At 65.4% G+C, this 24,022-nt stretch carries 20 protein-coding genes; 3 read left to right on the top strand and 17 right to left on the bottom strand.

Annotated features, from left to right (window positions below):
- Position 1: 1 nt before the first annotated feature.
- The 13 genes from F9K07_RS14895 to mltG all read right to left on the bottom strand — a co-directional run bounded on the left by F9K07_RS14895 (position 2) and on the right by mltG (position 16,927).
- Positions 2 to 3,820 (bottom strand): nitrate reductase subunit alpha, encoded by a 3,819-nt coding sequence (locus F9K07_RS14895; RefSeq protein ID WP_159594176.1) that lies wholly within the window; start codon positions 3,818 to 3,820, stop codon positions 2 to 4.
- 45 nt (positions 3,821 to 3,865) lie between these two features.
- On the bottom strand, positions 3,866 to 5,494 hold the full coding sequence (locus F9K07_RS14890) for an MFS transporter (RefSeq protein WP_159594175.1): 1,629 nt from the start codon (positions 5,492 to 5,494) through the stop codon (positions 3,866 to 3,868).
- A 23-nt stretch (positions 5,495 to 5,517) separates the two neighbouring features.
- Positions 5,518 to 6,786, bottom strand: a complete 1,269-nt coding sequence (locus F9K07_RS32100; protein ID WP_159594174.1) for an MFS transporter — start codon at positions 6,784 to 6,786, stop codon at positions 5,518 to 5,520.
- A 300-nt stretch (positions 6,787 to 7,086) separates the two neighbouring features.
- Positions 7,087 to 7,779 carry a response regulator gene (locus F9K07_RS14880; RefSeq protein ID WP_159594173.1) on the bottom strand — a complete coding sequence of 231 codons (693 nt, stop codon included), beginning with the start codon at positions 7,777 to 7,779 and terminating at the stop codon, positions 7,087 to 7,089.
- Entirely contained in the window at positions 7,776 to 9,641 is a 1,866-nt protein-coding gene (locus F9K07_RS14875) for a type IV pili methyl-accepting chemotaxis transducer N-terminal domain-containing protein (protein WP_328793984.1), read from the bottom strand. The genes F9K07_RS14880 and F9K07_RS14875 overlap by 4 nt, the downstream gene beginning before the upstream one ends.
- 275 nt (positions 9,642 to 9,916) lie before the next feature.
- Positions 9,917 to 11,428, bottom strand: coding sequence for a tripartite tricarboxylate transporter permease (locus tag F9K07_RS14870; protein WP_159594171.1), 1,512 nt, complete (start codon positions 11,426 to 11,428; stop codon positions 9,917 to 9,919).
- Between the two features lie 15 nt (positions 11,429 to 11,443).
- Positions 11,444 to 11,932 (bottom strand): tripartite tricarboxylate transporter TctB family protein, encoded by a 489-nt coding sequence (locus tag F9K07_RS14865; RefSeq protein ID WP_159594170.1) that lies wholly within the window; start codon positions 11,930 to 11,932, stop codon positions 11,444 to 11,446.
- A gap of 124 nt (positions 11,933 to 12,056) precedes the next feature.
- Positions 12,057 to 12,668, bottom strand: a complete 612-nt coding sequence (locus tag F9K07_RS14860; protein ID WP_328793983.1) for an ankyrin repeat domain-containing protein — start codon at positions 12,666 to 12,668, stop codon at positions 12,057 to 12,059.
- Positions 12,669 to 12,745: 77 nt separating this feature from the next.
- On the bottom strand, positions 12,746 to 13,576 hold the full coding sequence (locus F9K07_RS14855; RefSeq protein WP_159594168.1) for a TatD family hydrolase: 831 nt from the start codon (positions 13,574 to 13,576) through the stop codon (positions 12,746 to 12,748).
- A 73-nt stretch (positions 13,577 to 13,649) separates the two neighbouring features.
- On the bottom strand, positions 13,650 to 14,021 hold the full coding sequence (locus tag F9K07_RS14850) for a PilZ domain-containing protein (RefSeq protein WP_159594167.1): 372 nt from the start codon (positions 14,019 to 14,021) through the stop codon (positions 13,650 to 13,652).
- A 118-nt stretch (positions 14,022 to 14,139) separates the two neighbouring features.
- Complete coding sequence (locus F9K07_RS14845) at positions 14,140 to 15,174, bottom strand: DNA polymerase III subunit delta' (RefSeq protein ID WP_159594166.1); 1,035 nt, start codon at positions 15,172 to 15,174, stop codon at positions 14,140 to 14,142.
- Between the two features lie 61 nt (positions 15,175 to 15,235).
- The gene (gene tmk / locus F9K07_RS14840; protein ID WP_159594165.1) at positions 15,236 to 15,889 is read right to left on the bottom strand and encodes a dTMP kinase; all 654 of its coding nucleotides are present in this window, start codon (positions 15,887 to 15,889) and stop codon (positions 15,236 to 15,238) included.
- A gap of 33 nt (positions 15,890 to 15,922) precedes the next feature.
- Positions 15,923 to 16,927, bottom strand: coding sequence for an endolytic transglycosylase MltG (gene mltG, locus F9K07_RS14835; RefSeq protein ID WP_201451430.1), 1,005 nt, complete (start codon positions 16,925 to 16,927; stop codon positions 15,923 to 15,925).
- Positions 16,928 to 16,998: 71 nt separating this feature from the next.
- On the opposite strand from mltG, the gene ygfZ reads away from it, so the two are divergent.
- Both ygfZ and F9K07_RS14825 read left to right on the top strand, forming a co-directional pair.
- Positions 16,999 to 17,943, top strand: coding sequence for a CAF17-like 4Fe-4S cluster assembly/insertion protein YgfZ (gene ygfZ, locus F9K07_RS14830; RefSeq protein WP_236581261.1), 945 nt, complete (start codon positions 16,999 to 17,001; stop codon positions 17,941 to 17,943).
- Between the two features lie 20 nt (positions 17,944 to 17,963).
- Complete coding sequence (locus tag F9K07_RS14825) at positions 17,964 to 18,806, top strand: NRDE family protein (protein ID WP_159594163.1); 843 nt, start codon at positions 17,964 to 17,966, stop codon at positions 18,804 to 18,806.
- Between the two features lie 32 nt (positions 18,807 to 18,838).
- On the opposite strand, the gene F9K07_RS14820 is transcribed toward F9K07_RS14825, so the two are convergent.
- Both F9K07_RS14820 and F9K07_RS14815 read right to left on the bottom strand, forming a co-directional pair.
- Positions 18,839 to 19,705 (bottom strand): YbgC/FadM family acyl-CoA thioesterase, encoded by an 867-nt coding sequence (locus F9K07_RS14820; protein WP_159594162.1) that lies wholly within the window; start codon positions 19,703 to 19,705, stop codon positions 18,839 to 18,841.
- A 1-nt stretch (position 19,706) separates the two neighbouring features.
- Positions 19,707 to 20,690, bottom strand: a complete 984-nt coding sequence (locus F9K07_RS14815) for an alpha/beta hydrolase (RefSeq protein ID WP_159594161.1) — start codon at positions 20,688 to 20,690, stop codon at positions 19,707 to 19,709.
- Positions 20,691 to 20,782: 92 nt separating this feature from the next.
- On the opposite strand from F9K07_RS14815, the gene F9K07_RS14810 reads away from it, so the two are divergent.
- Positions 20,783 to 21,919 (top strand): iron-containing alcohol dehydrogenase, encoded by a 1,137-nt coding sequence (locus tag F9K07_RS14810; RefSeq protein ID WP_159594160.1) that lies wholly within the window; start codon positions 20,783 to 20,785, stop codon positions 21,917 to 21,919.
- A 6-nt stretch (positions 21,920 to 21,925) separates the two neighbouring features.
- On the opposite strand, the gene trhO is transcribed toward F9K07_RS14810, so the two are convergent.
- On the bottom strand, positions 21,926 to 22,864 hold the full coding sequence (gene trhO, locus F9K07_RS14805) for an oxygen-dependent tRNA uridine(34) hydroxylase TrhO (protein ID WP_159594159.1): 939 nt from the start codon (positions 22,862 to 22,864) through the stop codon (positions 21,926 to 21,928).
- A 36-nt stretch (positions 22,865 to 22,900) separates the two neighbouring features.
- Positions 22,901 to 23,995, bottom strand: coding sequence for a patatin-like phospholipase family protein (locus F9K07_RS14800; protein WP_159594158.1), 1,095 nt, complete (start codon positions 23,993 to 23,995; stop codon positions 22,901 to 22,903).
- Between the last annotated feature and the right edge of the window lie 27 nt (positions 23,996 to 24,022).

Below are 24,022 nucleotides of genomic sequence, written 5' to 3'. Positions count from 1 at the left end.
CTCAAGGGTTTTCGCCTTGAGATTGGTAGGCGCGGATCAGGTGGTCGTCGGCCGGTGTATCGAGCCAGTCCACCTTGTCCATCTTGCGCACCACCACGAACTCGTCGCGGTTGGTGCCGATCGTTCCGTAGTAGTTGAAGCCGTAGCTGAGCTGCGCGTAGCCGCCGATCATGTGGGTCGGCTTGAGCACGATGCGCGTGACCGAGTTGTGGATACCGCCGCGCACGCCGGTGATCTCCGAGCCCGGGGTGTTGATGATCTTTTCCTGCGAGTGGTACATCATCACCATGCCTGGATTCACCCGTTGGCTGACCACCGCGCGCGCCGCCACCGCGCCGTTGATGTTGAACAGCTCGACCCAGTCGTTGTCTTCGATGCCCGCGCTCTTCGCATCGTCTTCGCTCAACCACACCACGGTGCCGCCCCGGTTGAGGGTGAGCATCATCAGGTTGTCGCTGTAGGTCGAGTGGATGCCCCACTTCTGGTGCGGCGTGATGAAGTTCAGCTGGATCTCTTTGTTGCCGTTGGGCTTGATGTTGTGGATACCTTGGGTGGTCTTCAGATCCACCGGCGGCCGGTAGCTGCCCAGGCCTTCACCGAAGGCAATCATCCAGGGGTGGTCCTGGTAGAACTGCTGGCGGCCCGTGAGGGTGCGCCATGGAATGAGTTCGTGCACGTTGGTGTAGCCGGCGTTGTAGCTCACCGTCTCGCTCTCGATGCCGCTCCAGGTCGGGCTGCTGATGATCTTGCGCGGCTGGGCCTGGATGTCGCGGTAGCGGATCTTCTCGTCCTCGCGGTACAGCGCCAGGTGCGTGTGGTCGCGGCCGGTCTGCTTGCCCAGCGCTTCCCATGCCTTCACCGCCACATGACCGTTGGTCTCGGGCGCGAGCTGCAGGATCACCTCGCAGGCGTCGATGTCGGTCACGATCTTCGGCATGCCCTGGGTCACGCCCTCGTCGAGCGTGGTGCCGTTGAGCTGGCCGAGTTGCTCGACCTCGACGCCGGTCTTCCAGCCAATGCCCTTGCCGCCGTTGCCCAGCTTGTCCATCAGCGGCCCGAGCGCGGTGAAACGTTTGAACACGTTGGGGTAGTCGCGCTCGACCACGCTGATCTGCGGCGCGGTCTTGCCAGGGATGGGTTCGCAGTGGCCCTTGCGCCATTCCTTCACGTCGAAAGGCTGGGCGAGTTCGCCGGGGGTGTCGTGCATGATGGGCGTGAGCACCACCTCTTTCTCCACCCCGAGATGGCCCACGCAGACTTCGCTGAAAGCCTGCGCAAAACCCTTGTAGATCTCCCAGTCGCTGCGGCTTTGCCACACCGGGTCCACCGCTGCGGACAGTGGATGGATGAAGGGGTGCATGTCGCTGGTATTGAGGTCGTTCTTCTCGTACCAGCTCGCGGTGGGCAGCACGATGTCCGAATACAGGCAGGTGGTGCTCATGCGGAAGTCGAGCGTGACCAGCAGATCGAGCTTGCCCTGCGGCGCCTGCTCGTGCCACACGACCTCTTGTGGCTTTGCCTCATCCGTCCCAAGGTCCCTGCCCTGCACACCGTTCTCGGTGCCCAGCAGGTGCTTGCAGAAGTATTCGTGGCCCTTGCCGCTGGAGCCCAGCAGGTTGCTGCGCCACACGAACATGTTGCGTGGCCAGTTCTGCGGTGCGTCCGGGTCTTCGCAGCTCATCGCCAGCGTGCCGTCTTTCAGGGCGCGCACCACGTAATCCTTGGCATCAAGCCCGGCGGCGGTGGCGTCCTTCACCACCTGCAGCGGATTGGTCTTGAGCTGCGGCGCACTCGGCAGCCAGCCCATGCGCTCGGCACGCACGTTGAAGTCGATCATGCTGCCGCCGAACGCGGCCCTGTCGGCCAGCGGGCTCACGATCTCTTCCATGCCGAGCTTCTCGTAGCGCCACTGGTCGGTGTGCGCGTAGAAGAAGCTGGTGCTGTTCATCTGGCGCGGCGGGCGGATCCAGTCGAGCGCGAAGGCCAGCGCGGTCCAGCCGGTTTGCGGGCGCAGCTTTTCCTGGCCCACGTAGTGCGCCCAGCCGCCACCACTCTGGCCGATGCAGCCGCACATCATCAGCAGGTTGATCACGCCGCGGTAGTTCATGTCGGCGTGGTACCAGTGGTTCATGGCTGCGCCGATGATCACCATCGACTTGCCGTGCGTCTTGTCCGCGTTGTCGGCGAACTGCTGCGCCACGGTGACGACCTGGTCGCGCGGCACACCGGTGATGCTTTCCTGCCAGGCCGGCGTGTAGGCGGCGTTGTCGTCGAAGTTCTTCGCGCCCCCGCCGAGGCCCCGGTCGATACCGTACTGCGCGACCTGCAGGTCGAACACGGTGGCAACCATGGCGTGGCGCTCTTCGCCGGCCTTGCCCAGGCGCAGGCGCACGGCCGGCACGCGGGCGTGGTTGATGGCGCCGTTCTGCGCGTTGGCGGTGAAATGCGGCGCGGCCTCGCCGCCGAAGTAAGGAAAGGCCACGTCCACCACCTGGTGGTCCTGCTCGCCGTCTTCGATCACCGAGAGCTTGAGCTTCACCTCGGTGTCGCTGCGAGCCTCTTTGGCCTCCAGATTCCACTTGCCTTCGTCGCTGCGTCCCGCCTCACCCCAGCGAAAGCCGATCGAGCCGTTGGGCAGCACGGCCTTGCCACCCGTGTCGAAGGCCACGGTCTTCCACTCGGGGTTGTTCTTCTGGCCGAGCTGGCCGTTGAAATCGCTGGCGCGCAGATAGCGGTCGGGCACCAGGGTGGTGGTGCCGTCGGCCAACACGTGTTCCTTGAGCATCACCAGCAGCGGCAGGTCCGTGTAGCGGCGTGCGTAGTCGTCGAAATAGCTGCTGCGTGGCTTGCCACCATCCGGGAAATAGAAGTTCTTGAGCACCACGTGGCCCATGGCCATGGCGAGTGCTGCGTCGGTGCCTTGCTTGGGGTGCAGCCAGAGGTCGGAGAGCTTGGCGACCTCTGAGTAGTCGGGCGTCACGGCCACCGTCTTGGCGCCTTTGTAGCGCACCTCGGTGAAGAAGTGGGCGTCGGGCGTGCGCGTCTGCGGCACGTTGGAGCCCCAGGCGATGATGAACGAGCTGTTGTACCAGTCGGCCGATTCGGGCACGTCGGTCTGCTCGCCCCAGACCTGCGGGCTGGCCGGTGGCAGGTCGCAGTACCAGTCGTAGAAGCTCATGCACACGCCACCGATGAGCGAGAGGTAGCGCGAACCGGCGGCGTAGCTCACCATGCTCATGGCGGGGATCGGGCTGAAGCCGATGATGCGGTCAGGCCCGTGCTGCTTGATGGTGTACACGTTGGCTGCGGCGATCAGCTGGTTGACCTCGTCCCAGGTGCTGCGCACGAAGCCGCCCATGCCGCGCACCTGCTGGTAGTCGCGCCGGGCTTCGGGGTTCTCGACGATGCTGGCCCAGGCGTCCACCGGGGTTTTCGCGACATTCAGCGCGGCACGCCAGCGCTCCAGCAGGCGCCCGCGCACCATCGGGTACTTCACCCGGTTGGCGCTGTAGAGGTACCAGCTGTAGGAGGCGCCACGCGCACAGCCACGCGGCTCGTGGTTGGGCATGTCCCAGCGCGTGCGCGGGTAGTCGGTCTGCTGGGTTTCCCAGGTCACGATGCCGCCCTTGACGTAGATCTTCCACGAGCACGAGCCGGTGCAGTTCACGCCGTGGGTGCTGCGCACGATCTTGTCGTGCGCCCAGCGGTTGCGGTAGGCGTCTTCCCAAGTGCGGTCTTCGCCGGTGCTCTGGCCGTGGTTGCCCGAGAAAGACTCCCTGGGCAGGCTGAAATGGGTGAGGCGGTCGAGAAAGTGGCTCATGAAGGTCTCCGGAAATGGGGGCATTGCGGCAGGCGTGCGACGTGTTCATGGGTTCTGGATCTCGGCGCCCTTGCGCAGGTAGAACCACCAGTTCAGCACCAGGCAGGCGGCGTAGAAGATGGCGAAGCCGTACATGGCCGTTTGCGGCGTGCCGAGCTTGATCTGCTCACCGATCACCACCGGCGCAATGAAGGCGCCATAGGCGGCCACTGCCGAGGTCCAGCCCAGGACCGGACCGGCCTGCTGGCTGTCAAAGATCACGCCGATGCTTCGAAAGGTCGAGCCGTTTCCGATGCCACTGGCGGCAAACAGCAACATGAACAGCGCAAGGAAGATAAAGAAATACTGTTCCGGCGTGGCCGACTGGTAGGCGAGTTGCATCACATACCCGACGGCAACCCCCGCGATAGCCATCACGCCGCACACCCATTGGGTCACGATGGAGCCACCGAGCTTGTCGGCCATCCAGCCACCCAACGGGCGAATCGCTGCACCAACGAAAGGGCCGATCCAGGCGTAGGCCAGGATGGGCGGGCCCTTGGGATTGACCAGCGTGTGCTGCAGGACGCCATTGGCATCCACCACGTGGCTGACACCAAAGATCACCTTCATCGACAGCGGCAGCGCCATGGAGAAACCGATGAACGAGCCGAATGTGACGATATAGAGAATGGTCAACGACCATGTGTGCTTGTTGCGGAAGATCGCAAACTGCTTGGCCACGTTTTCCTTCATCGTGCCAAAGGCGGTGATCTTCATCACCATCAGCGTGCTGACAATGATGAAAGGCATGGCAAGCCACATGTTGAGCAGTCCCAGACCGCTGGGTGCCGGCAAGTAGAGATACAGGCCAACACCGGCCGGGACGAAGGACAGGGTGTAGAGCCAGATGATCTTGAGAAACGCGGCGATCGGCCCGCCGGTGTTGGGAGAAACCGTCTTGAGGTTGTTCATGCCGAACCAGCACAGGACCGACAACGGCACGAGAGACAGCACCCAGGCAAAACCGGCGTTCTGGATCCAGGTGGGAGTGCCAGGGGGGATGGCGCCCAAGATCCAGCCGCTTTCCTTTTGCAGCACCATCGCGTCACCACCAAACGTCCCCAGCAAAGGCACGGTCATCACCAGCGGGATCACGATCTGCATCGTGGTCACGCCAAAGTTGCCCAGGCCTGCGTTCAGCCCCAGGCCGGTGCCTTGCAGGCGCTTGGGGAAAAACGTACTGATGTTGGACATGGAGGAGGCAAAGTTGCCCCCTCCCACGCCACACCACAAAGCCATCAACTGGAACGACCACAGGGGCCACTCGGGGTGCTGTAGCACGATGCCGGTACCCAGGGCAGGCGCGAGCAGCATGGCGGTGGTCAGAAAAATGGTATTTCGCCCACCCGAGAGTCGGATCAGAAACGAAGCCGGGATGCGCATCGTGGCCCCGGCCAGGCCGGCAATGGCGGTCAGGGTGAAGAGCTCGGCCTGGGTGAACGGATAGCCCAGGTTCATCATCTGCACCGTGATGATTCCCCACATGCTCCACACCGCGAAACCGCAGAGCAGGGCCGGGATGGAGATCCAGAGGTTGCGGTACGCGATTTTTTTGCCGGTGAGGTTCCAGAAGGTTTCATCCTCCGGCCTCCAGTCCACGATGTCTGGACCGACCTTGTTGGTGTTGTTCATGATGTGTTGACCAACGCAAAGCGTCAGTTCTGAAAGGAAAATGGTTTTGCGTTGGCGCCCATGACTTCGGTCTGGCGCACCTCGGTCCAGTACATCCAGATGAGCGATACCCAGACCACGCCGTACATCAGCATGAAGGCGCTGGAACGGATACCGGTGAGGTCCATGAGCGCGCCGAACAGGATCGGCAGCACAAACCCACCCATGCCCCCGGCCAGGCCGACGATGCCGCTGATGGCGCCGATGTTTTTCGGATAGTCGTCGCTGATGTACTTGAAGACGCTGGCCTTGCCGAAGGCCCAGGCGATGCCCAGGATGAACATCAGGCCGGTGAAGAGGTAGACGTTGAGGCCGATGTGGAAGGAGCGCGGGCCATTGACGGTGAGCACGGTGAAGTCGGTCTGCGGATACGACAGCAGGAACAGGCAGATCCAGCTCACCCACAGCACCCACCAGGTGACCTTGTGCGCGCCGAACTTGTCCGACATCACGCCGCCCACCGCGCGCAGCACGCCACCGGGCAGCGAGAAGCACGCCGCCAGCAGCGCGGCCACGCGGATGTCCAGGCCGAACTCGCCCACGTAGTACTGCACCATCCACAGCGAGAGCGCCACATAGCCACCGAAGACGATGCTGTAGTACTGGCAATACTTGAGCACCTTGGGATCCTTGAGTGCCTTGAGCTGGTCCATGAAAGACACGTTGCTCGGCACCAGGTGCGACGGGTCGCTGTGGCTGAACAGCCAGAACAGCACCACCGTGCCCAGCATGATGGCCGCGTACACCTGCGGCACCGCAGCCCAGCCGAAGGCCACCAGCAGCACCGGCGCCACGAACTTGTTGACGGCAGAGCCCGAGTTGCCCGCGCCGTACACGCCCATGGCCATGCCCTGGCGGTGCTTGGGGAACCAGCGCGCCACGTAGGGCGTGCCGACCGAGAAGGAGCCGCCCGCCAAGCCCACGAACAGGCCGATGGTGAGGAAGTGCCAGTAAGCCGTGGCGTAGCTCATGAGCCAGATCGCCGGCACGGTGATGGCCATGAGAATGGCCATCACGATGCGGCCACCGTAGCGGTCGGTCCAGATGCCCAGCGGCACGCGCACCAGCGAACCGGTGAGCACGGGTGTGGCCATGAGCAGGCCGAACTGGGTGGAATTGAGGTCGAGTGCCTTCTTGATCGGGATGCCGATGACACCGAACATCATCCAGACCATGAAGCACACGGTGAAGGCCAGCGTGCTGACGATCAGCACCGACCAGGCTTTTTTGTCGTTGTTCAGCTCAGAGGCCATGATGTCTTTCTCCACGCGGGGCATGGCAAGACTGTCGGCGCTGGGTGCGCTGGTGGCTATCCGCCTGCCGGGCATGCGAGGCGGTGCGGAAGAACGATGGCGGCAGGGCGCCGTGTGTCCGGAAGAACTAGGCGGGCCGGTTGATGGCCGGCAATTGATCTGTATCAATGCCTCCGGGTCGATTCGTCGACCCCGGCACGATAGTCACGACGTATGAGCAAAGAAGTGAAAGTGCTCCTCCCCCGGCGGGGGCGAGAGCGATGCCGGGACACGATGGCGTCACGGGGGCATGTCAGCCCACTAGGACGCGTGACGGGCCGCGAACACCGCCGCCTGCACACGCGAGGTGAGGTGGAGCTTGCGCAGGATGTGCTGTACGTGGATCTTGACCGTGGTCTCGGCAATGTCGAGCTGGCGGGCAATGTGTTTGTTGCTGTCGCCGCACGCGATCAGGTGCAGGATCTCGAGTTCACGCGCCGAGAGCGCGGCGAGTTCGGGAGCAGAGGTGGCGGTGCACACCGGTGCATCGGCCGCTTTGCCGTTGGCAGACGGCGGTGATCGCAACGCCGACACCAGCTTGGTGGTCATCTCGGGACTGACCACCGACTCGCCCTCCATCACCTTGACGATGCCCTCGCACAGGTGTTGCGCCTCCACTGTCTTGACCAGGTAGCCGTCGGCGCCGGCCTTGAGCGCGGCCACCAGATCGGACTCGTTCTCGCTCACGGTGAGCATGAGCACGCGGCTACCCGGTGCGGCTTCGCGCAGTGCGGGGATGGCGTCCACGCCCAGTACGCCCGGCAGGTGGTTGTCGAGCAGGATCACGTCGGGTCGCTGGCGCGCCACGCAGCGCAACGCTTCGCCCACGTCACCCGCCTCGCAAGCCACTTCAAAACGCGGGTCCTGCGCGAGCAGCGCCATGAGTCCGCGGCGGAACAACGAGTGGTCGTCGACCACGAGCAACTGGATCGGACGGGCGATGGTGTCGGTCATGGAATGGCGTGCTCGGTAACGGGTGTGGCGATGGCGTTTTCCGCCACCGGATGGGGCGGCAGGGTCAGGGTGACGGCTGTGCCTCGGCCGGGCTCGGAACTCACGTCCACGCGGGCGCCGACGAGGGCCGCGCGCTCGTGCATGATCTTGAGGCCCACGTGGGATTCGCCGGGCGCGTCCAGCGCGTCGAAGCCCGCGCCGTCGTCGCGCACGCAAAAGCGCCATTGCGCGCCCTTGACCACGTCGAGCTGGACATGCTGGGCACGGGCGTGCTTGCGCACGTTGGAGAGCGACTCCTGCAGCACGTGCAGTACTTGCACCTGCACATCGGCGGGCAAGGGCAAGCCATGCCCTTCGACGTGCAGCTTCGCCGGCAGGCCTGTCTGGTGCTGGAACTTCTGCAGCGTTTCCTGCAACGCGCGTTCGATATCGTCCGTGTTGGTGCGGGTGCGGAAGTGCACCAGCAGCTCGCGCACGTCGTTGAAACTCTCGCGCAGACCCTCGTCGAGCTCATCGAGCGTGCTGGTCACCCGCGCTTCCTGCTTCTTTTGCACTGCGTCGCGCAGCAGTTGGACCTGGATCTTGAGGAAGGCCAGCGACTGGGCGATGGAGTCGTGCAGTTCGCGTGCGATCAGTGTGCGCTCCTCGCCCACCGCCGCCTCGCGCTCCAGGGCGGAGGCACGCAGGCTCTCCAGCGCATTCGCCAGGTGGCTGGCCAGGGCATCGAGCAACTCGGTCTCGCCCACGCTCAGGCTGACCTTCGCGCGGTAGAACAAGTCGATCTCGCCCAACACCCGGTTTTGCAGCCGCACCGGCACACTCACCAGCGTCTCGAAACCGACGCACGCGCAGCGGCGCACCTGGGCCTCGTCGTGGCTGTGGATGGGAATGACGCGTGTCCTGGCATCGGGCTGCAGGTTGCCGCAGGCGCAGGCCCCGGCCAGCAGGCTGCGCTCATGCGCCAACATGTCCTGCGGGAAGCAATCGGAGGCCAGCAGCAGGTACCGCTGGCTGGCCTCATCGCTCCAGCGCACCGCCGCCGCATCGGCCTTCACCACCGCGCGCACGCGCTGGGAAAAACCGCGCGAAAGCTCCTCGATGCTGCCGGCCTGCGCCATGAATGCACTGACCTCGTAAAGCGTCTCCAGCCGCGCGCGCTGCGCCTCAATGCGTTGCGTCTTGGTTTCGACCTGGCTCTCCAGCCCCGCATACATCGACTGCAGCGCGGAGGCCATGCGGTTGAAGCCTGCTGCCACCTGGCCGAACTCGTCGAGCGTCTCGACCCCTGCGCGCACCTTGAAGTCACCCGACTCCAGCCGACGCAGGCTCTCGCGCAAGTGCGCCAGCGGGTGGATGACATACATGTACCCGGTGTAGAGCATCACCACTGCGCCGGCGATGGCCAAGGCCATCATGAGGAACTGGATCAGGTTGAGGATGGCGGTGAAGCCCGAGAGCTGCTTCTCGATCGCCAGCACCAGGCCGTCGATGGCTTCGACGAGCGCGCCGGCCGCTGCCAGCGCCTGCGCTGGCTCGGGCGGGCGGTCCTGCAACCACAGCGGGCGCTGGTTCTGCCACAGCGTTTCCACGGTGGCGAACGCCTGGCCGACCGCATCGTCCCAAGGCACGAACAGCGGACGGCTGGCGTCCCCTCGGCGCAGCAGATCCAGGTTCTGGTCAAACTGCTGCACCAGGGCCGCCAGCTCGGGCGGGGAGCGCCCGGCCTGCGCCACGCTGGCGATTCGCCAGGTCTGCATGCGCATGCGCCCGGCCTCGTTGACCGCGGCAGCGCCGCCTTCGAGTTGCCGAGTGATCCAAAGCGTCAGGCTGATGGAGGTGAGAGCAACGAGAAGAAGTCCCACGCCAATGCACATCAGCTTTGTCGACAGTGAATACCTTGCGCCCATGGCGCGAGGGTAATCGATCGCGTTGCCGCCAGCTATCGGCCCTGGTGGCCCCTTCCCCGTCCTTCCTTGACCTGCGTCAATTCCGCACCTTGGCTGGGCAGAAACGCGTTTGGATACCAGGCGACCTCCTCGAACGAGCGCATGAAACGCAAAAAAGCCCAAACCATCTTGCAACGGTTCGGGCTTATCGGACCTCTCCTACCGGGTGGTTCGCACCCGGCGGCCAAGCATCACTCTTCGACGAAAGCTTCTTCGCGTTTCTTCTTGATCGATGGCAGCAGCACGATGACCAACATCAGTGCAGCCACACCCAGCAATGAGGCGGAAATGGGACGGGTTACGAAGACGCTCCAGTCGCCGCGAGAAATCAGCAACGCGCGCCGCAGATATTCCTCCATCATGGGGCCCAGAATGAAACCCAGCAGCAGGGGCGCGGGTTCACAGCCGAGCTTGATGAAGATGTAGCCGATCACACCGAAGATGGCGACCATCCAGATGTCGAAGTTGTTGTTGTTGGTCGAGTACACCCCGATCGCACAGAACAACACGATGGCCGGGAACAACCAGCGGTAAGGCACGGCCAGCAGCTTGATCCATATGCCGATCAGCGGCAGGTTCAGGATGATCAGCATGGCGTTGCCGATCCACATGGAGGCAATCAGGCCCCAGAACAACTCGGGGTTGCTGGTCATGACCTGCGGGCCCGGCTGGATGTTGTGGATCGTCATCGCACCCACCATCAGAGCCATCACGGCGTTGGGCGGAATACCCAGTGTCAGCAGCGGAATGAAGGACGCTTGCGCACCGGCGTTGTTGGCAGACTCAGGACCGGCCACACCACGGATATTGCCTTGGCCGAACGGAATTTCGCCCGGCTTCATCTTGACCTTCTTCTCGATCGTGTACGCGGCGAAAGCAGACAGCAACGCACCACCGCCAGGCAGAATGCCCAGGCAAGAGCCCAAGGCCGTACCACGGAGCACAGCAGGCACCATGTTCTTGAAGTCTTCCTTCGTGGGCATCAAGCCTTGCACCTTGTCGGTGAACACGCTGCGCTCGCCTTCGGGCGTGGACAGGTTGGAAATGATTTCCCCGTAGCCGAACACGCCCATGGCGATCACGGTGAAGCTGATGCCGTCGGTGAGTTCCGGAATGTCGAAGCTGAAGCGGGCGACACCCGAGTTCACGTCGGTGCCCACCAGGCCCAGCAGCAAGCCGAGCACGATCATGGCCAATGCCTTGACGAGCGATCCCGAAGCCAGCACCACCGAGCCGATCAAGCCGACGATCATGAGCGAGAAGTACTCGGCAGGACCAAAGCTCAGGGCAACTTCGGTAAGGGGTGGCGCGAAGGCGGCCAGCCACAAGGTGCCCACACAGCCGGCGAAGAACGAGCCAATGCCCGCTGCAGCCAAGGCGGGACCCGCCCTGCCCTTCTTGGCCATCTGGTGACCATCGATCACCGTGACCACGGACGAAGACTCGCCCGGCAGGTTGACCAGAATGGCAGTGGTGGATCCACCATATTGCGCACCGTAATAGATACCGGCCAGCATGATCAGCGCCGCCACGGGAGGCAGACCGTAAGTGGCCGGCAGCAGCATGGCGATCGTGGCCACCGGCCCGATGCCTGGCAACACGCCGATCAAGGTGCCCAGCAGACACCCGATCAGCGCGTACAGGATGTTCTGAAAGGTGAAGGCGACGCCGAAGCCCAGCGCCAAATGATCAAGAAGTTCCATTCGATAGTCTCCGGGTCAGGCGGACACGAACGCAGGCCACACCGGGAACTGCAGATTCAATGCGTATACGAAGGCGAAATAGCTGCCCACCGCGAGGACCGTGGCGAGGACCACGGACTCCTTGAAGCTGCAGTTGGGACGGGCGTAACCCGCAATCAGCACCAGCGCATAGATCGCGATGATCATGCCGAAGGCCGGGATGCCCAGGGCAGGTACGCCGACCAGCAACACACCGAAGGCCAGGTTGGCTCCGATGATGAAGCCAAGAGGCCGCCAGGCAAAGCGCCCGACGGGATCGCCATTGGGCGCATTGCTCCTGAACGACTGCGCCGTGATCGTGAATCCCAAAAGGATCAGCACGATGCCGAGCAACAACGGGAAATAGCCTGGGCCCATACGCGCGGCGCTGCCAATGGTGAAGTTGGTGGCACCTATCGCGAACGCGACGCCGACGGCGGTGAACATCAATCCTGAAAAGAAGTCTTTTTGGCTGGCCAATTTCATGGCGTCTCCTGGTTTTGTAGATCCGCGGGCGATTGTGATGCCACTCAGCCGATCGGCTCATGTGGGTTACACCTACTTTTGGCTGCACCAAGTTGGGCCACAAGGCCTTGCTACATGCTCTCGCTCACCACTTTCCCTTGGGTTGACGCGCACGTACAACGGCCGCGATCATTTCTGCCGATGCCGCGCGGCCGGCGCGGTGCGCGAAATCCATTGCGGTCAGTCCCCTCTGGTTTTTGATCAAGGGGTCGGCGCCCTCGTCCAGCAGGAGCTGGACCACGGCCGGTTGGCCGTACTGGGCCGCCATCATCAGCGGCGTAGTGCCGTTGGGCGACTCGGCGTCGATATAGGCGTGGTGCTCCAGCATGAGCCGCACCATGTCGACGCTGGCGTTGCCGGGGTGCGTGGCGGCGTAATGCAACGGCGTCCAGCCGGGTTTGTTGACCTCGGCTTGGCGTGCGATCAATCGACGCGCCAGATCCAGCTCGCCCTTGAGCGCCGCCAGCATGAGGGCGCTCTCGTCCTTGGCTGTGCGGGCCTCGATGTTCACCGACTTCTCGCTGACCAGATACTGCGCGACAGCGCCCGATCCATCGCGGATGGCCAGCACGAGCCCGGGGTCGCCGGCTTCGTTGCGGGTGTTCATATCGAATCCGCGCTGCGCCAACTGGCGCAGCGCGGGCACGTCGTTGCGTTTGATGGCAATGAAAAAATCTTCGAACGAACTGGCTTGCACGGCCGTTGATATGGTGACAAGCAGAGAAAATATCCATTTAAAAACAACGTGATTTTTCATGTTTTTAATGTAAATATTTAAATGTTGTCAGCCACGGGGCGGCCGTTGACCTTGTCAAAAAGCCGCTCGAAATTGCGGCTGGTGGCCTCGGCCACTGTGTCCACTGCCAGGCCCTTGATGTCGGCAACCTGTTGTGCCACCCAGGGCACCCAGGCCGGGGTATTGGTCTTTCCCCGGTGGGGCACCGGCGCCAGGTAGGGGCTGTCGGTTTCGATGAGTGTGCGATCGAGCGGCACGAACGCCGCGACTTCGCGCAGATCGGCAGCGTTGCGAAAGGTCAGGATGCCGGAGAAGGACACATAGAAACCCAGGTCGAGCGCCGCGCGGGCGACGTCCATGGTTTCCGTGAAGCAATGGAACACGCCCTTGGACAAAGCCTGGCCAACACCTGACGCCGAACGGAAACCGCCCTCCTCGGCCAGGATCGCCAAGGTGTCGGCCGACGCGCTGCGGGTGTGGATCACGAGAGGCAAATCGGTTTGACGCCCAGCGCGGATGTGGGTGCGAAAGCGCTCGCGCTGCCACGCCATATCGGCCACGGTCCGTTCGCCCAGCCGGTAGTAGTCCAGCCCGGTCTCACCAATGCCAATGACCTTGGGATGCGCTGCGCTGCGCAAGAGATCCTCCAGGCAGGGCTCCCGAACGTCTTCGTTGTCGGGGTGAACGCCGACGGTGGCCCACAGATGGCCATGGGCCTGGGCCAGGCCGAGCACGTCGTCGAACTCTTCCAGGGTGGTGCAGATGCACAGCGCGCGGTCGACCTGCGCTTGCGACATCTCGGCCAGGATTTCAGGCAACCGGGCTCTCAGCTCCGGGAAACTCAGATGGCAATGGGAATCGGTGAACATGAAGGGAAGGCGCGGACACAAAAAAAAGCCGATGGGCACGCATTGTGCGCCCCACCGGCCATTGGGCTTGCGCTCAGAGTGTCTGCGTGGCGCGGTCAGAGCCCAGGCTGGAGCCCAGGATCTCTTCGATCTTGAGTTTGAGCTGGCGCGACTTCTCGTCGGAGGGGAACCGGATGCCCACGCCCTGGGTGCGGGCGCCTTGCGCCTTGGCGGGCGTCACCCAGGCCACCTTGCCGGCCACCGGATAGCGTTGCGGGTCATCGGGAAGGCTGAGCAACACATACACGTCATCGCCGAGCCGGTACTCGCGAGCGGAGGGGATGAAGATCCCGCCGTCGGCGAACAAGGGAATGTAGGCGGCATACAGAGCGGCCTTCTCCTTGATGGAGAGCTGGATCACGCTCGGACGCGCCGTCGTCGCTGTTGGGGCCGGAGAGGTGCTCATGAGGCGCGAGTTTAGCGGCAACACTCCCGTGAGCGGCGGGTCCTGCTGCACCAACTTTTCGCCGAACCCGTGAGAAATCCGTGATTCGTCGCCTCGCACATCGGTGCGAGGCCCGGCTTCAGCCGTCCCTGCGCCCTGCTCCGCTGGCCAGCACCTGCCGCGTTCGGGCCGCCCAGGCTTCTTGCGTCAGGTTTGCACTGTACGGATGCTCGACCGTGCGCGCGGCCGCGACCAACTCACGCGACCATTGCGCAAGCACCGCCCAGCGGGGCGCCGGTGGCAGTTGCTCGGTCGGGAAAAAGCGCGGCGGCGCGCCAGCGGCGTGTGCCATCAGGTCGTGACACAGTTTTTGCAGCACGGCCAATTGCTGAGCCGGCGGCCAGCCTGCCAGCGTTCCCCAATCGCCCCGGGAAAGGGCTTGCGGCAGTTGCGCCCAGGTGGCCCCTTGCAATCCGCTATCGGCCAGGGCCAGGGCGTCGTCGGGACGGCCGCCCGCCGCCTGCAACCAGGCCTGGGCCTGGGCGCGGTCCACCGCCTTGCCCGCCGCACTGGTCTGTTGCACCAGCCAGTCCAGGGCCTCAGGCTCGGTGGGCCACACCATGGCATGCGTCTGGCAACGGCTGCGGATGGTCGGCAGCAACTGGTGCGCCGCTTCGGTGGCGAGCACAAAGCGCACCTCGCCCAGAGGCTCTTCCAGTGTCTTGAGCAGCGTGTTGGCCGATTCGACGTTCATGCGCTCGGCGGGATGCACCAGGATCACCTTCGTGCGGCCGCGCGAGCGCGTGAACTGTGTGAAGGCCACCGCTTCGCGCGCCGCCTCTACCCGGATCAGCTTGCTGGGCTTGCGCTTCTTGTCGTCGATCTCTTTCTGCGCGCCCTCGTCCAGCGGCCAGCCCAGGGCCTGGCACTGGGTCTCGGGCATCAGCACGCACAGATCGGCGTGCGTGCGCACGTCGATGGCATGGCAACTGCCGCAGACGCCACAGGCACCGTCGGCGCTGGGGTTTTCGCAGAGCCAAGCCCGCGCCAGCGCCAGCGCGAGGTCGTATTGCCCCAGACCCGACGGCCCGGCCAGCAGGAGCGCATGTCCCCGGTGGCCCAGCAAACTGCGCAACTGGCCTTGCAGCCAGGGTGCCAAGGGTGTCGCGCTCAATGGACTTCCCTCCGTGCTGCGCACTGGGGGGCCAAGCGCCTTAGGAACGGCCGGGCGGCGCTCATGCAGCGCCTCCTTTCAACCAACCCCGCTGCGCCACTGCCGTGTGCACCTGTTGCCAGACCTGCTCCTTCGGCTGGTCCGATGCAATACGGGCAAAGCGAGCAGGCGCCTGCGTCATGCGCGCGGCGTAGCCTGCCGCCACGCGCTCGAAGAACGCCTGGGGCTGTGACTCGAAGCGGTCCGGCGAACGCGCAGCGGCCAGGCGTTGGGCCGCGACCACCGGTGGCAGGTCGAACCACACGGTGAGATCGGGCTGGCGCAAGGGCTCGCCGTCTGGCCGGGCTTGCACCCATTGCTCGAGCTGGCGCAGCACGTCCAGATCGAAGCCCCGACCACTGCCCTGGTAGGCGAAAGTGGCGTCCGTGAAGCGGTCACAGAGCACGACCTCGCCGCGCCGCAGCGCGGGCTCGATCACTTGCTGCAGGTGGTCGCGGCGCGCGGCGAACATCAACAGGGCCTCGCTCAGCGGATCCATCGCGTCGTTCAAGACCAGGTCGCGCAGTTTCTCCGCCAGCGGTGTGCCGCCGGGTTCGCGCGTGAGGACCACCATGCGCCCGGCGGCGCGAAAGGCATCGGCCAGACCCGCAATGTGCGTAGACTTGCCCGCGCCGTCGATGCCTTCGAAGGTGATGAAGAGTCCGGCCGAGGGCATGTATGGAGGTTGGGAACGGGGAAAGGATGCGGGTCAGCGGCGCAGGATGTAGCGCCGCACCGCCGCATTGTGTTCTTCGAGCGTGGCGCTGAACTGGCTGGAGCCGTCGCCACGCGACACGAAATACATGGCGTCGCTGGACGCCGGGCGCACGGCCGCCAACAACGACGCCATGCCAGGCATGGCGATCGGCGTGGGCGGCAACCCTGCCCGGGTATAGGTGTTGTAGTGCGTGTCCGTGTCCAGGTCGGCCCGACGCAGGTTGCCATCGAAGCGTTCACCCAGGCCGTAGATCACCGCGGGATCGGTCTGCAGCCGCATGCCGACGCGCAGCCGGTTCGAAAACACGGAGGCCACGCGCCGACGGTCGCTCTCCAGACCAGTTTCCTTCTCGACGATGCTGGCGAGGACGAGCGCTTCGTCTGGCGTGCGCAAGGGCGACGCGCCGTCGCGTTGCTCCCAGGCCTGGGCCAGCCGCTGCTCCATGGCCTGGGCGGCCTGTTTGAGCACACTGGAGGCAGGCGCGCGCGTGACGACGCGGTAGGTATCGGGAAAGAAACGGCCTTCGGGATGGCGGCCTGGGTAGCCGATGAGCGCCATGATGTCGCTGTGGCTCATGCCGTCCATGTCCTGCGTGAGATCGGGCGAACTGCGCACCGCCTGCAGAACCTGGCGGATATTCCACCCCTCCACCAGCGTGACGCTGCGCAACGCCTGCTCCCCGCGCACCAGCTTGGACAACAAGGCCCGGGGCGTGGTGCCGGTGGCGACTTCGTAGGTGCCGGCCTTGATGTCGCGCGCCTGGCCGGAGAGGCGGAACCAGGCGTAAAGCAAGCCCGGTGGGGTGTTGACGCCCGCGTCCACGATGGTATCGGCGACTTTTTGCGCGGAAGATCCCGGCCCGATCGTCACCACCAGCGGTGCGGGTTGCGACGCGGACAGCGGCAGTGGCTGCTGGAGCCACCACAGGCCCCCGACGGCCGCCAACAGGCCTGCCAGCAAGGGCAAAACCACCAGGAATTTCAGGAAGCGGATCACGGGCTTAGGCTCGTCAGGGACAAGGCGGGAACAGGCGACGGGGAATCGGGTCGGCCATGATAATCCACGCGATGAGCACCTCGACGATCCCCCACAGCGCCGCCGCCGGCCTCGCCACCAGCGGCATCACCCGTCTTGCAAATCTCGGCGTGATTCGCGTGGAAGGCGAAGACGCTGCCACCTTCCTGCAAGGCCAGCTCACGCAGGACTTTGCCTTGCTCAAGCTGTCCGAAGCACGCCTGGCCGCGTTCTGTTCGGCCAAAGGCCGCATGCAGGCCAGCTTCGTCGGCTTCAAGCGCAGCGAAACCGAGATCCTGCTCGTCTGCGGCCGCGACCTGCTGGCCCCGACGCTCAAGCGCCTGACCATGTTCGTGCTGCGCGCCAAGGTCCGGCTGAGCGATGCGAGCGAGGCCTACGCGCTGTACGGCATGGTCGGCTCGGCCGTGCCACCCGCGCTGCCCGATGCGCCCTGGAGCCAATGGCGCGATGGCGATGCCAGTGTGGTGCGCCTGTACCCCGCAGAAGGCCTGGCGCGAGCCCTCTGGGTGGCACCGGCACAGAACGATGCACCCCAGGGCGAACCCCTGGCCGAGCCGCTGTGGCAATGGCTTGAGGTGCGCAGCGGCGTGGCCACGCTGAGCCAGCCGGTGTTCGACGCCTTCGTGCCGCAGATGCTGAACTACGAATCGGTGGGTGGCGTGAACTTCAAGAAGGGCTGCTACCCCGGACAGGAAGTGGTGGCACGCAGCCAGTTCCGCGGCACCCTCAAGCGTCGGGCCTATGTGGTGCACGGCGATGCGCCTATGGCAGCGGGCGAGGAAGTCTTTCACAGCCGCGACGCCGAACAACCCTGCGGCACCGTGGTGCAGGCCGCGGCCCACCCCGCCGGCGGGTTCGACGCCATCGTCTCCATGCAGACCAACGCGACCACCGACGGCAGCCTGCACGCCGGCAGCGCCAGCGGTGCGGCGTTGCAGTTGCTGCCCCTGCCCTACTCCCTGCTCGAAGACATCTGACCACCTCGGCCGGTGCTGCCATGTGCCTCATCGCCTTTGCCCTGAACGCCGAGCCGCGTTGTCCCTTGCTCATCGCGGCCAACCGCGACGAGTTCCACGACCGCCCTACCGCGGCGCTGCATCGCTGGACGCTGGACGACGGCACGGAGGTGGTGGCCGGGCGCGACTTGCGCGATGGCGGCACCTGGCTCGCCTTGAGCCCGAAAGGCCGCGTGGCCATGCTGACCAATGTGCGCCAGTCGGTTGCGGGTCCGGGCTCGCGCAGCCGGGGAGAGCTCGTCACACGCTGGCTGCAAAGCGATGGCGACCAAGACCGGTTTGCCGACGGGATCGACCCCGAGGCCTACGGCGGTTTCAACCTGGTGGTGGGCGACTTCCACCTACAGCGCTGGAGCTGGCTGGGCAACCGCGACCCCGAGGCCCCGCACGAGCCTCGTGCGCCCACCTTGCACCGCAAGACGTTGGGTGCGGGCGTGTACGGCCTGTCCAATGCCAGTCTCGACACACCCTGGCCCAAGACCCTGCGCTTGAAGCAGGCGGTGAACGAATCGCTGGCCGGCTTGCGCGAGCACGCCACCGACGAGGCCTGGATGACACTGCTCACGAACACGCTGTTGGATTCGGGCGTGGCCAACGCACTCGAACTGCCGCACACCGGCGTGCCCGATGATATGGAGCGGGCATTGTCCAGCCCGTTCGTGCGCATGCCGGGACGCGCCTATGGCACGCGCAGCAGCCTGGTGGTCAGAGCGACTCCGGGCCCCTGCGATTGGAACGTGCAGATGAACGAGTGGACGCACGACCCTCGCATCGCCCCCGGCATCGGCCACGCTGAACACCGCCTCGAAACCTTGCGCTGGTAGTTTCAAGCACGGCTTGGCCCGTTCGCCGATGGCTACAGCTTCGCCACCATCTCCTGGTGCGCAATCCCCGCCTCTTCGAACGGCTCCCCTCGCCGCTCATACCCCAGCCGCGCATAGAACCCCTCGGCGGTGTTCTGCGCGTGCAGCACCACTTCCCTGTCCCCGCGCTGGCGCGCCGCGTCCATGAGCGCATGCAGCACGTCGCGCCCCAGCCGCCCGCCACGCAGCGAGCGTTCCACCGCCATGCGGCCGATGCGCGCCACGCCGGGTTCGTGCGGCAGCAAACGGCCGGTGGCGACCGGCCGGCCCAGGCGGTTGTAGGCCACCGCGTGCACCGCCACCGCATCGGCCTCGTCCCACTCCAGCTCCTTGGGAATGCGCTGCTCTTCCACAAACACAGCTGTGCGCAACTGCTGCGCGTCGGCACCGAGCTTCTCCCAGCCGCCCAAACGCACCTGGGTCATGGCCTCGCCGGCCTCGTAGCCCTGGAGCGTGTCGCGCAGTGCCACGGGCACCGGGCGCGAGGTCTGCGTGGCCGGGTCGGCGAACACATAAATCAATTCGCCGGTAATGAGGTGCTCGTTGCCCCGAAAGATCGCGCCGGTGAACGTCAGCGAGGTATTGCCCACGCGGCTGAGCTTCATGCCCACGTCGATCTGGTCGTCGATGCGCGCCGAGGCGTGGAATTCCACCGTGGCCTTGACCACGTAGAGGTCGCCTTCGAGCTGCTCCATGCTCTCGTGGTACGGCAATGCCAGCGCGCGCCAGTAGTCGCTGATGGCCGTGTCGAAGTACATCAGGTAGTGCGCGTTGAACACGATCTTCTGCATGTCCACCTCGGCCCAGCGCACGCGCATGCGGTGGAAGAAGCGGAAGTCGGAACGGCTCAGGGAAGGCATCTCAGGCAACTCCAAAGGCTTGGCGCAGCGCGGCGGCTGCATGTTGATGGGCGGTACGCGCCTCGGGAATGGCACGGCCGAAATTGACAAAGCCGTGCACGACGCCGGCGTAGATCTCCAGGTCCACCGGCACACCGGCATGGCGCAGGCGGTCGGCGTACATCACGCCTTCGTCCACCAGCGGGTCGCATTCGGCCAGGCCGATCCACGCGGGCGCCAGACCTTCCAGGTCGCGCACATGGCCACTCTCGTCCACGCCGTCCAGAGGGGCAAAGCGCCAGTCGTCGCGGTCGGCCGGACTGCGCACGTATTGGTCGAAAAAGTAGGTGATGAGCGCTTCGTCGAGCAGGAAACCCTGCGAGAAGGTCTTGTGCGAGGCGGTGTCCTGGTGGCCGGCGCAGCCGGGGTAGAACAGGCATTGCAAGGCCAGCGGCCAGCCCATGTCGCGCGCCCCGATGGCCGTGACCGTGGCCAATGTACCGCCAGCGCTGTCGCCTCCGACCGCGATGCGCGTGCCATCGAGCCCCAGCGCGCCGGCCTGCTCGCGCAGCCATGCAAGGCTGTCCCAGGCGTCGTTCGCGGCGGTGGGGAATTTCGCGGCGGGCGCGAGCCGGTAGTCCACCGAGACCACCGCGCACTGCGCCAGGTGCGCGAGTTGGCGGCACAGCGGTTCGTGGGTCGCGACACTGCCGACGGTGAAACCACCGCCATGAAAGAACAGCAGCACGGGCAAGGCTTGTTCGGACGCGGGCGCGAACAGGCGGGCGTGCAAGGTCTGCCCATCGCGGGTTGGCATACCCAGATCGTCCACACGGGCCAAGGGCTGCGGCGCCACTTCGAGGATGCCCGCGGCGGTCTCGTAGGACAACTTCGCCTCGTCGGGCGACAGGGTCTGCAGGGGCGGATGCCCAGCGCGTTCGATGTTCTCCAGCAGGCGGCGTGTGACGGGGGTGAGCAAGGAACGGGGGGCGGCGCGGTGGGACATGGGCACCGATTGTGGCTGTCTTTTGCGTGACCCGCGCACCATGGGCAAACCCGTGAGGCACCCGTATAGTTTTGCTCAACGGAGACACACCCATGGCCCAGATTCTGTACGTGACCAACATCCTGATCGACTTCGGCGCGTTGACGCAATTGCAGGCCGAATGCGAACGCGTGGGCATCACGCGCCCGCTCATCGTCACCGACGCGGGCGTCAAGGCCGCGGGGCTGCTCGACAAGGCGGTGGCCGCCCTGCCCGGCTGGACACCGGTCGTGTTCGACCAGACGCCCTCCAACCCGACGGAAGCCGCGGTGCGCGCGGCTGTCGAGGTGTACCGGCAGGCGGATTGCAATGGCCTGATCGCGCTCGGCGGTGGCAGCGCCATCGACTGTGCCAAGGGCGTGGCCATCGCGTCCTCACACGAAGGGCCGCTCAAGACCTACGCCACCATCGAAGGCGGCTCGCCCAGAATCACCGAGCGCGTGCCGCCGCTGATCGCAGTGCCCACCACGGCCGGCACGGGCAGCGAGGTGGCGCGGGGCGCGATCGTGATCGTGGACGACGGGCGCAAGCTCGGCTTTCACAGCTGGCATCTGGTGCCCAAAACCGCGCTGCTCGACCCGGAACTTACGCTGGGCCTGCCGCCGTTGCTGACCGCAGCCACCGGCATGGACGCCATCGCGCACTGCATGGAAACCTTCATGGCTCCCCCCTTCAACCCACCGGCCGATGGCATCGGGCTCGATGGCCTGCTGCGCGGCTGGGCGCACATCGAACGCGCCACGAAGAACGGCCAGGACCGCGAGGCGCGCCTGAACATGATGAGCGCGTCGATGCAAGGCGCGATGGCGTTCCAGAAGGGCCTGGGCTGCGTGCATTCGCTCAGCCACAGCCTGGGCGGCGTGAACCCGCGCCTGCACCACGGCACCTTGAACGCCGTGTTTCTGCCAGCGGTGATCCGCTTCAATGCCCAAGCCGAGTCGATGCAGAAGGACCAGCGACTGCAGCGCATGGCGCACGCCATGGGCCTTTCCAGTGGCAGCGACGTGCCCGAGGCGATCCAGGCGATGAACCAGCGGCTGGGCTTGCCTTCGGGCCTGGCGGCCATGGGCGTGACGCCCGATCTGTTCCCCCGTGTGATCGAGGGTGCGCTGGCCGACCACTGCCACAAGACCAATCCGCGTTTGGCCAGCGCGGACGACTACGAGGCGATGCTGCGGGCCTCGATGTGAAGCGCGTCAGGCCGTGGTGTCGGGCATGCGCGCGCCCACATGCACTTCGCCCCGGGCCTCGGCCAGCTCCACCTGCCGCTGGCGCTCGGCCAGGCGGGCTTTTTCTTCCGGACTGCGTTGGTCGTGGCAATGGGCGCAGCTCACGCCCCTGACGTAATGCGGTGAGACCTTGTCCTCAGGGCCGAGCGGCCAACGGCAGGAGCGGCACAGCTCATGAGGGCCCTGGGCCAGGCCGTGGCCCACGCTCACGCGCTCGTCGAACACGAAGCACTCCCCGCGCCAGGCGCTCTGTTCGGGCGGCACTTCTTCCAGGTATTTGAGAATGCCGCCTTCGAGGTGGTAGACCTCGTCGAAGCCACGCATCTTCATGAGGGCGGTGGACTTCTCGCAGCGGATGCCGCCGGTGCAGAACATCGCGACCTTGGGCTTGCGGCCGTTGCCCTGCAGCGCGGGTTGGGCATCGAGCCAGGCCGGCAGTTCGGTGAAGGTCTTGATGTCCGGATTGACCGCGCCTTCGAACGTGCCGATGGCCACTTCGTAGTCGTTGCGCGTGTCGATCAGCAACACGTCGGGATCGGCCAGCAAAGCATTCCAGTCCTGCGGTTTCACGTACTGGCCCACGGTCTTGTTCGGGTCGAGCCCGGGCACACGCAGGGTGACGATTTCCTTCTTCAGCCGCACCTTCATGCGGTGGAACGGCGGGTGCTCGCTCCAGGATTCCTTGTGCGGCAGTTGCGCCAGCCGCGGGTCGGCCCGCAGGTGCGCCAGCACCGCATGCACACCGGCGGCCGGGCCGGCAATGGTGCCGTTGATGCCCTCGCGCGCCAGCAGCAAGGTGCCCTTGACCCCGTTCGCCTCGCAGCAGGCTTGCAGCGGATCGCGCCGCTCGGCGAAATCGGGCAGGTCGACAAACTGGTACAGGGCGGCGGTGAGGAAGGAAGGCATGGGCTCGATTATCCCCGTGCCCCCCTGGCCAGAAGCCTACAAGGGCTCCACCCGCGACAGATCGGGCTTTTCCACCCACTGCGCGAATTCATCGGCCAGTTGCTGCGCCGCGCTCACGGCCCCGTTCCAGACCTGCATGCGCGCGGCCAGGTTCTGTCCATAGCGCACGAAATCGTTGCGGTCGGGCAGTTTGCCGTTGGGCAGCGCGCGCACCCAAGCCGGATCGGGCGCGATGACCAGCATCGCATCCAGTGCCGGGCTGCTGCGGTGCCGGCCGGTCCAGGCTTTGTCGAGCCAGCCCGGCACCACGGCTTTCTGGAAGTGCGGGTAGAGCACGATCGGCGCGTCGGCCGCGGGCCGGTACTGCAGGTGCAGGTGGTAGTCGGTCAGGCCGCCGTCCCAGTAGGCGCCGGGGGGCGCGCCCGCGATGCCAAGCACCGGCTGCAACATGAAGGGGATCGAGCAGCTCGCTTGCAGCGCGTCTAGAAAATTGTCCGCCATCATCGGCACCTGGCGGGTGCGGTAGTCCTGCGTGGCGAAGGGCAATGCGCTCACACCGCCGCTCAAGGGCGGCACCGACGAAAACACCACGCGTTCGAGCCAGGCACCCAGGGCCTCGCGGCGCACGGCATTGGCGGCGTAGGCGCCCAGGTAGCCCAGGGGCGTGCGCAGGGCGCCCTCGCGCTGCAGCAGCAGGCGTCCACGCGAGGCGATGATGTGCAGGCGGTAGCGCGCATGCTGCAGCACCTCTTCTTCCCGCCCGCCATAGAACAGGCGCAGGTTGTCGCTGAACCGATGGCTCACCTGGCTGGCGGTGAGCCGTTTCTGCCCAGGCGGCAGCTCGTAGTGCTGGGCGATGTAATCGCGTTCGAGCCGCTCCAGGGCGGCCAAGGGCTCGTTCAGGCAGGCCGTGGCCATGCGCCAGGCACCGATGGAAGCGCCCACAAGGTGCACCGGTTGCGTGGTCTGGGGCAGCCAGTGGCCGAAGACAAACCGGTCAAGGGGGCCGAGGATGAGGCCCTTGGGCCCGCCAGCGGCTGCGGGAATCACACCGACGTGTTGGGGAAGCAGGCCGTGTTGTTCGAGATGGCGCCGGGCCCGAGGGCCGGCGTAGAGACGAAGCGCTGACATAGGGCTGCGATTTTCGCGCAACCCGAT

This window comes from Hydrogenophaga sp. BPS33, assembly GCF_009859475.1.
In the GTDB taxonomy this organism is placed as follows: Bacteria; Pseudomonadota; Gammaproteobacteria; order Burkholderiales; family Burkholderiaceae_C; genus Hydrogenophaga.
Note: the sequence above shows the minus strand (reverse complement) of the source record. Positions and strands in the feature narration are given on the sequence as shown.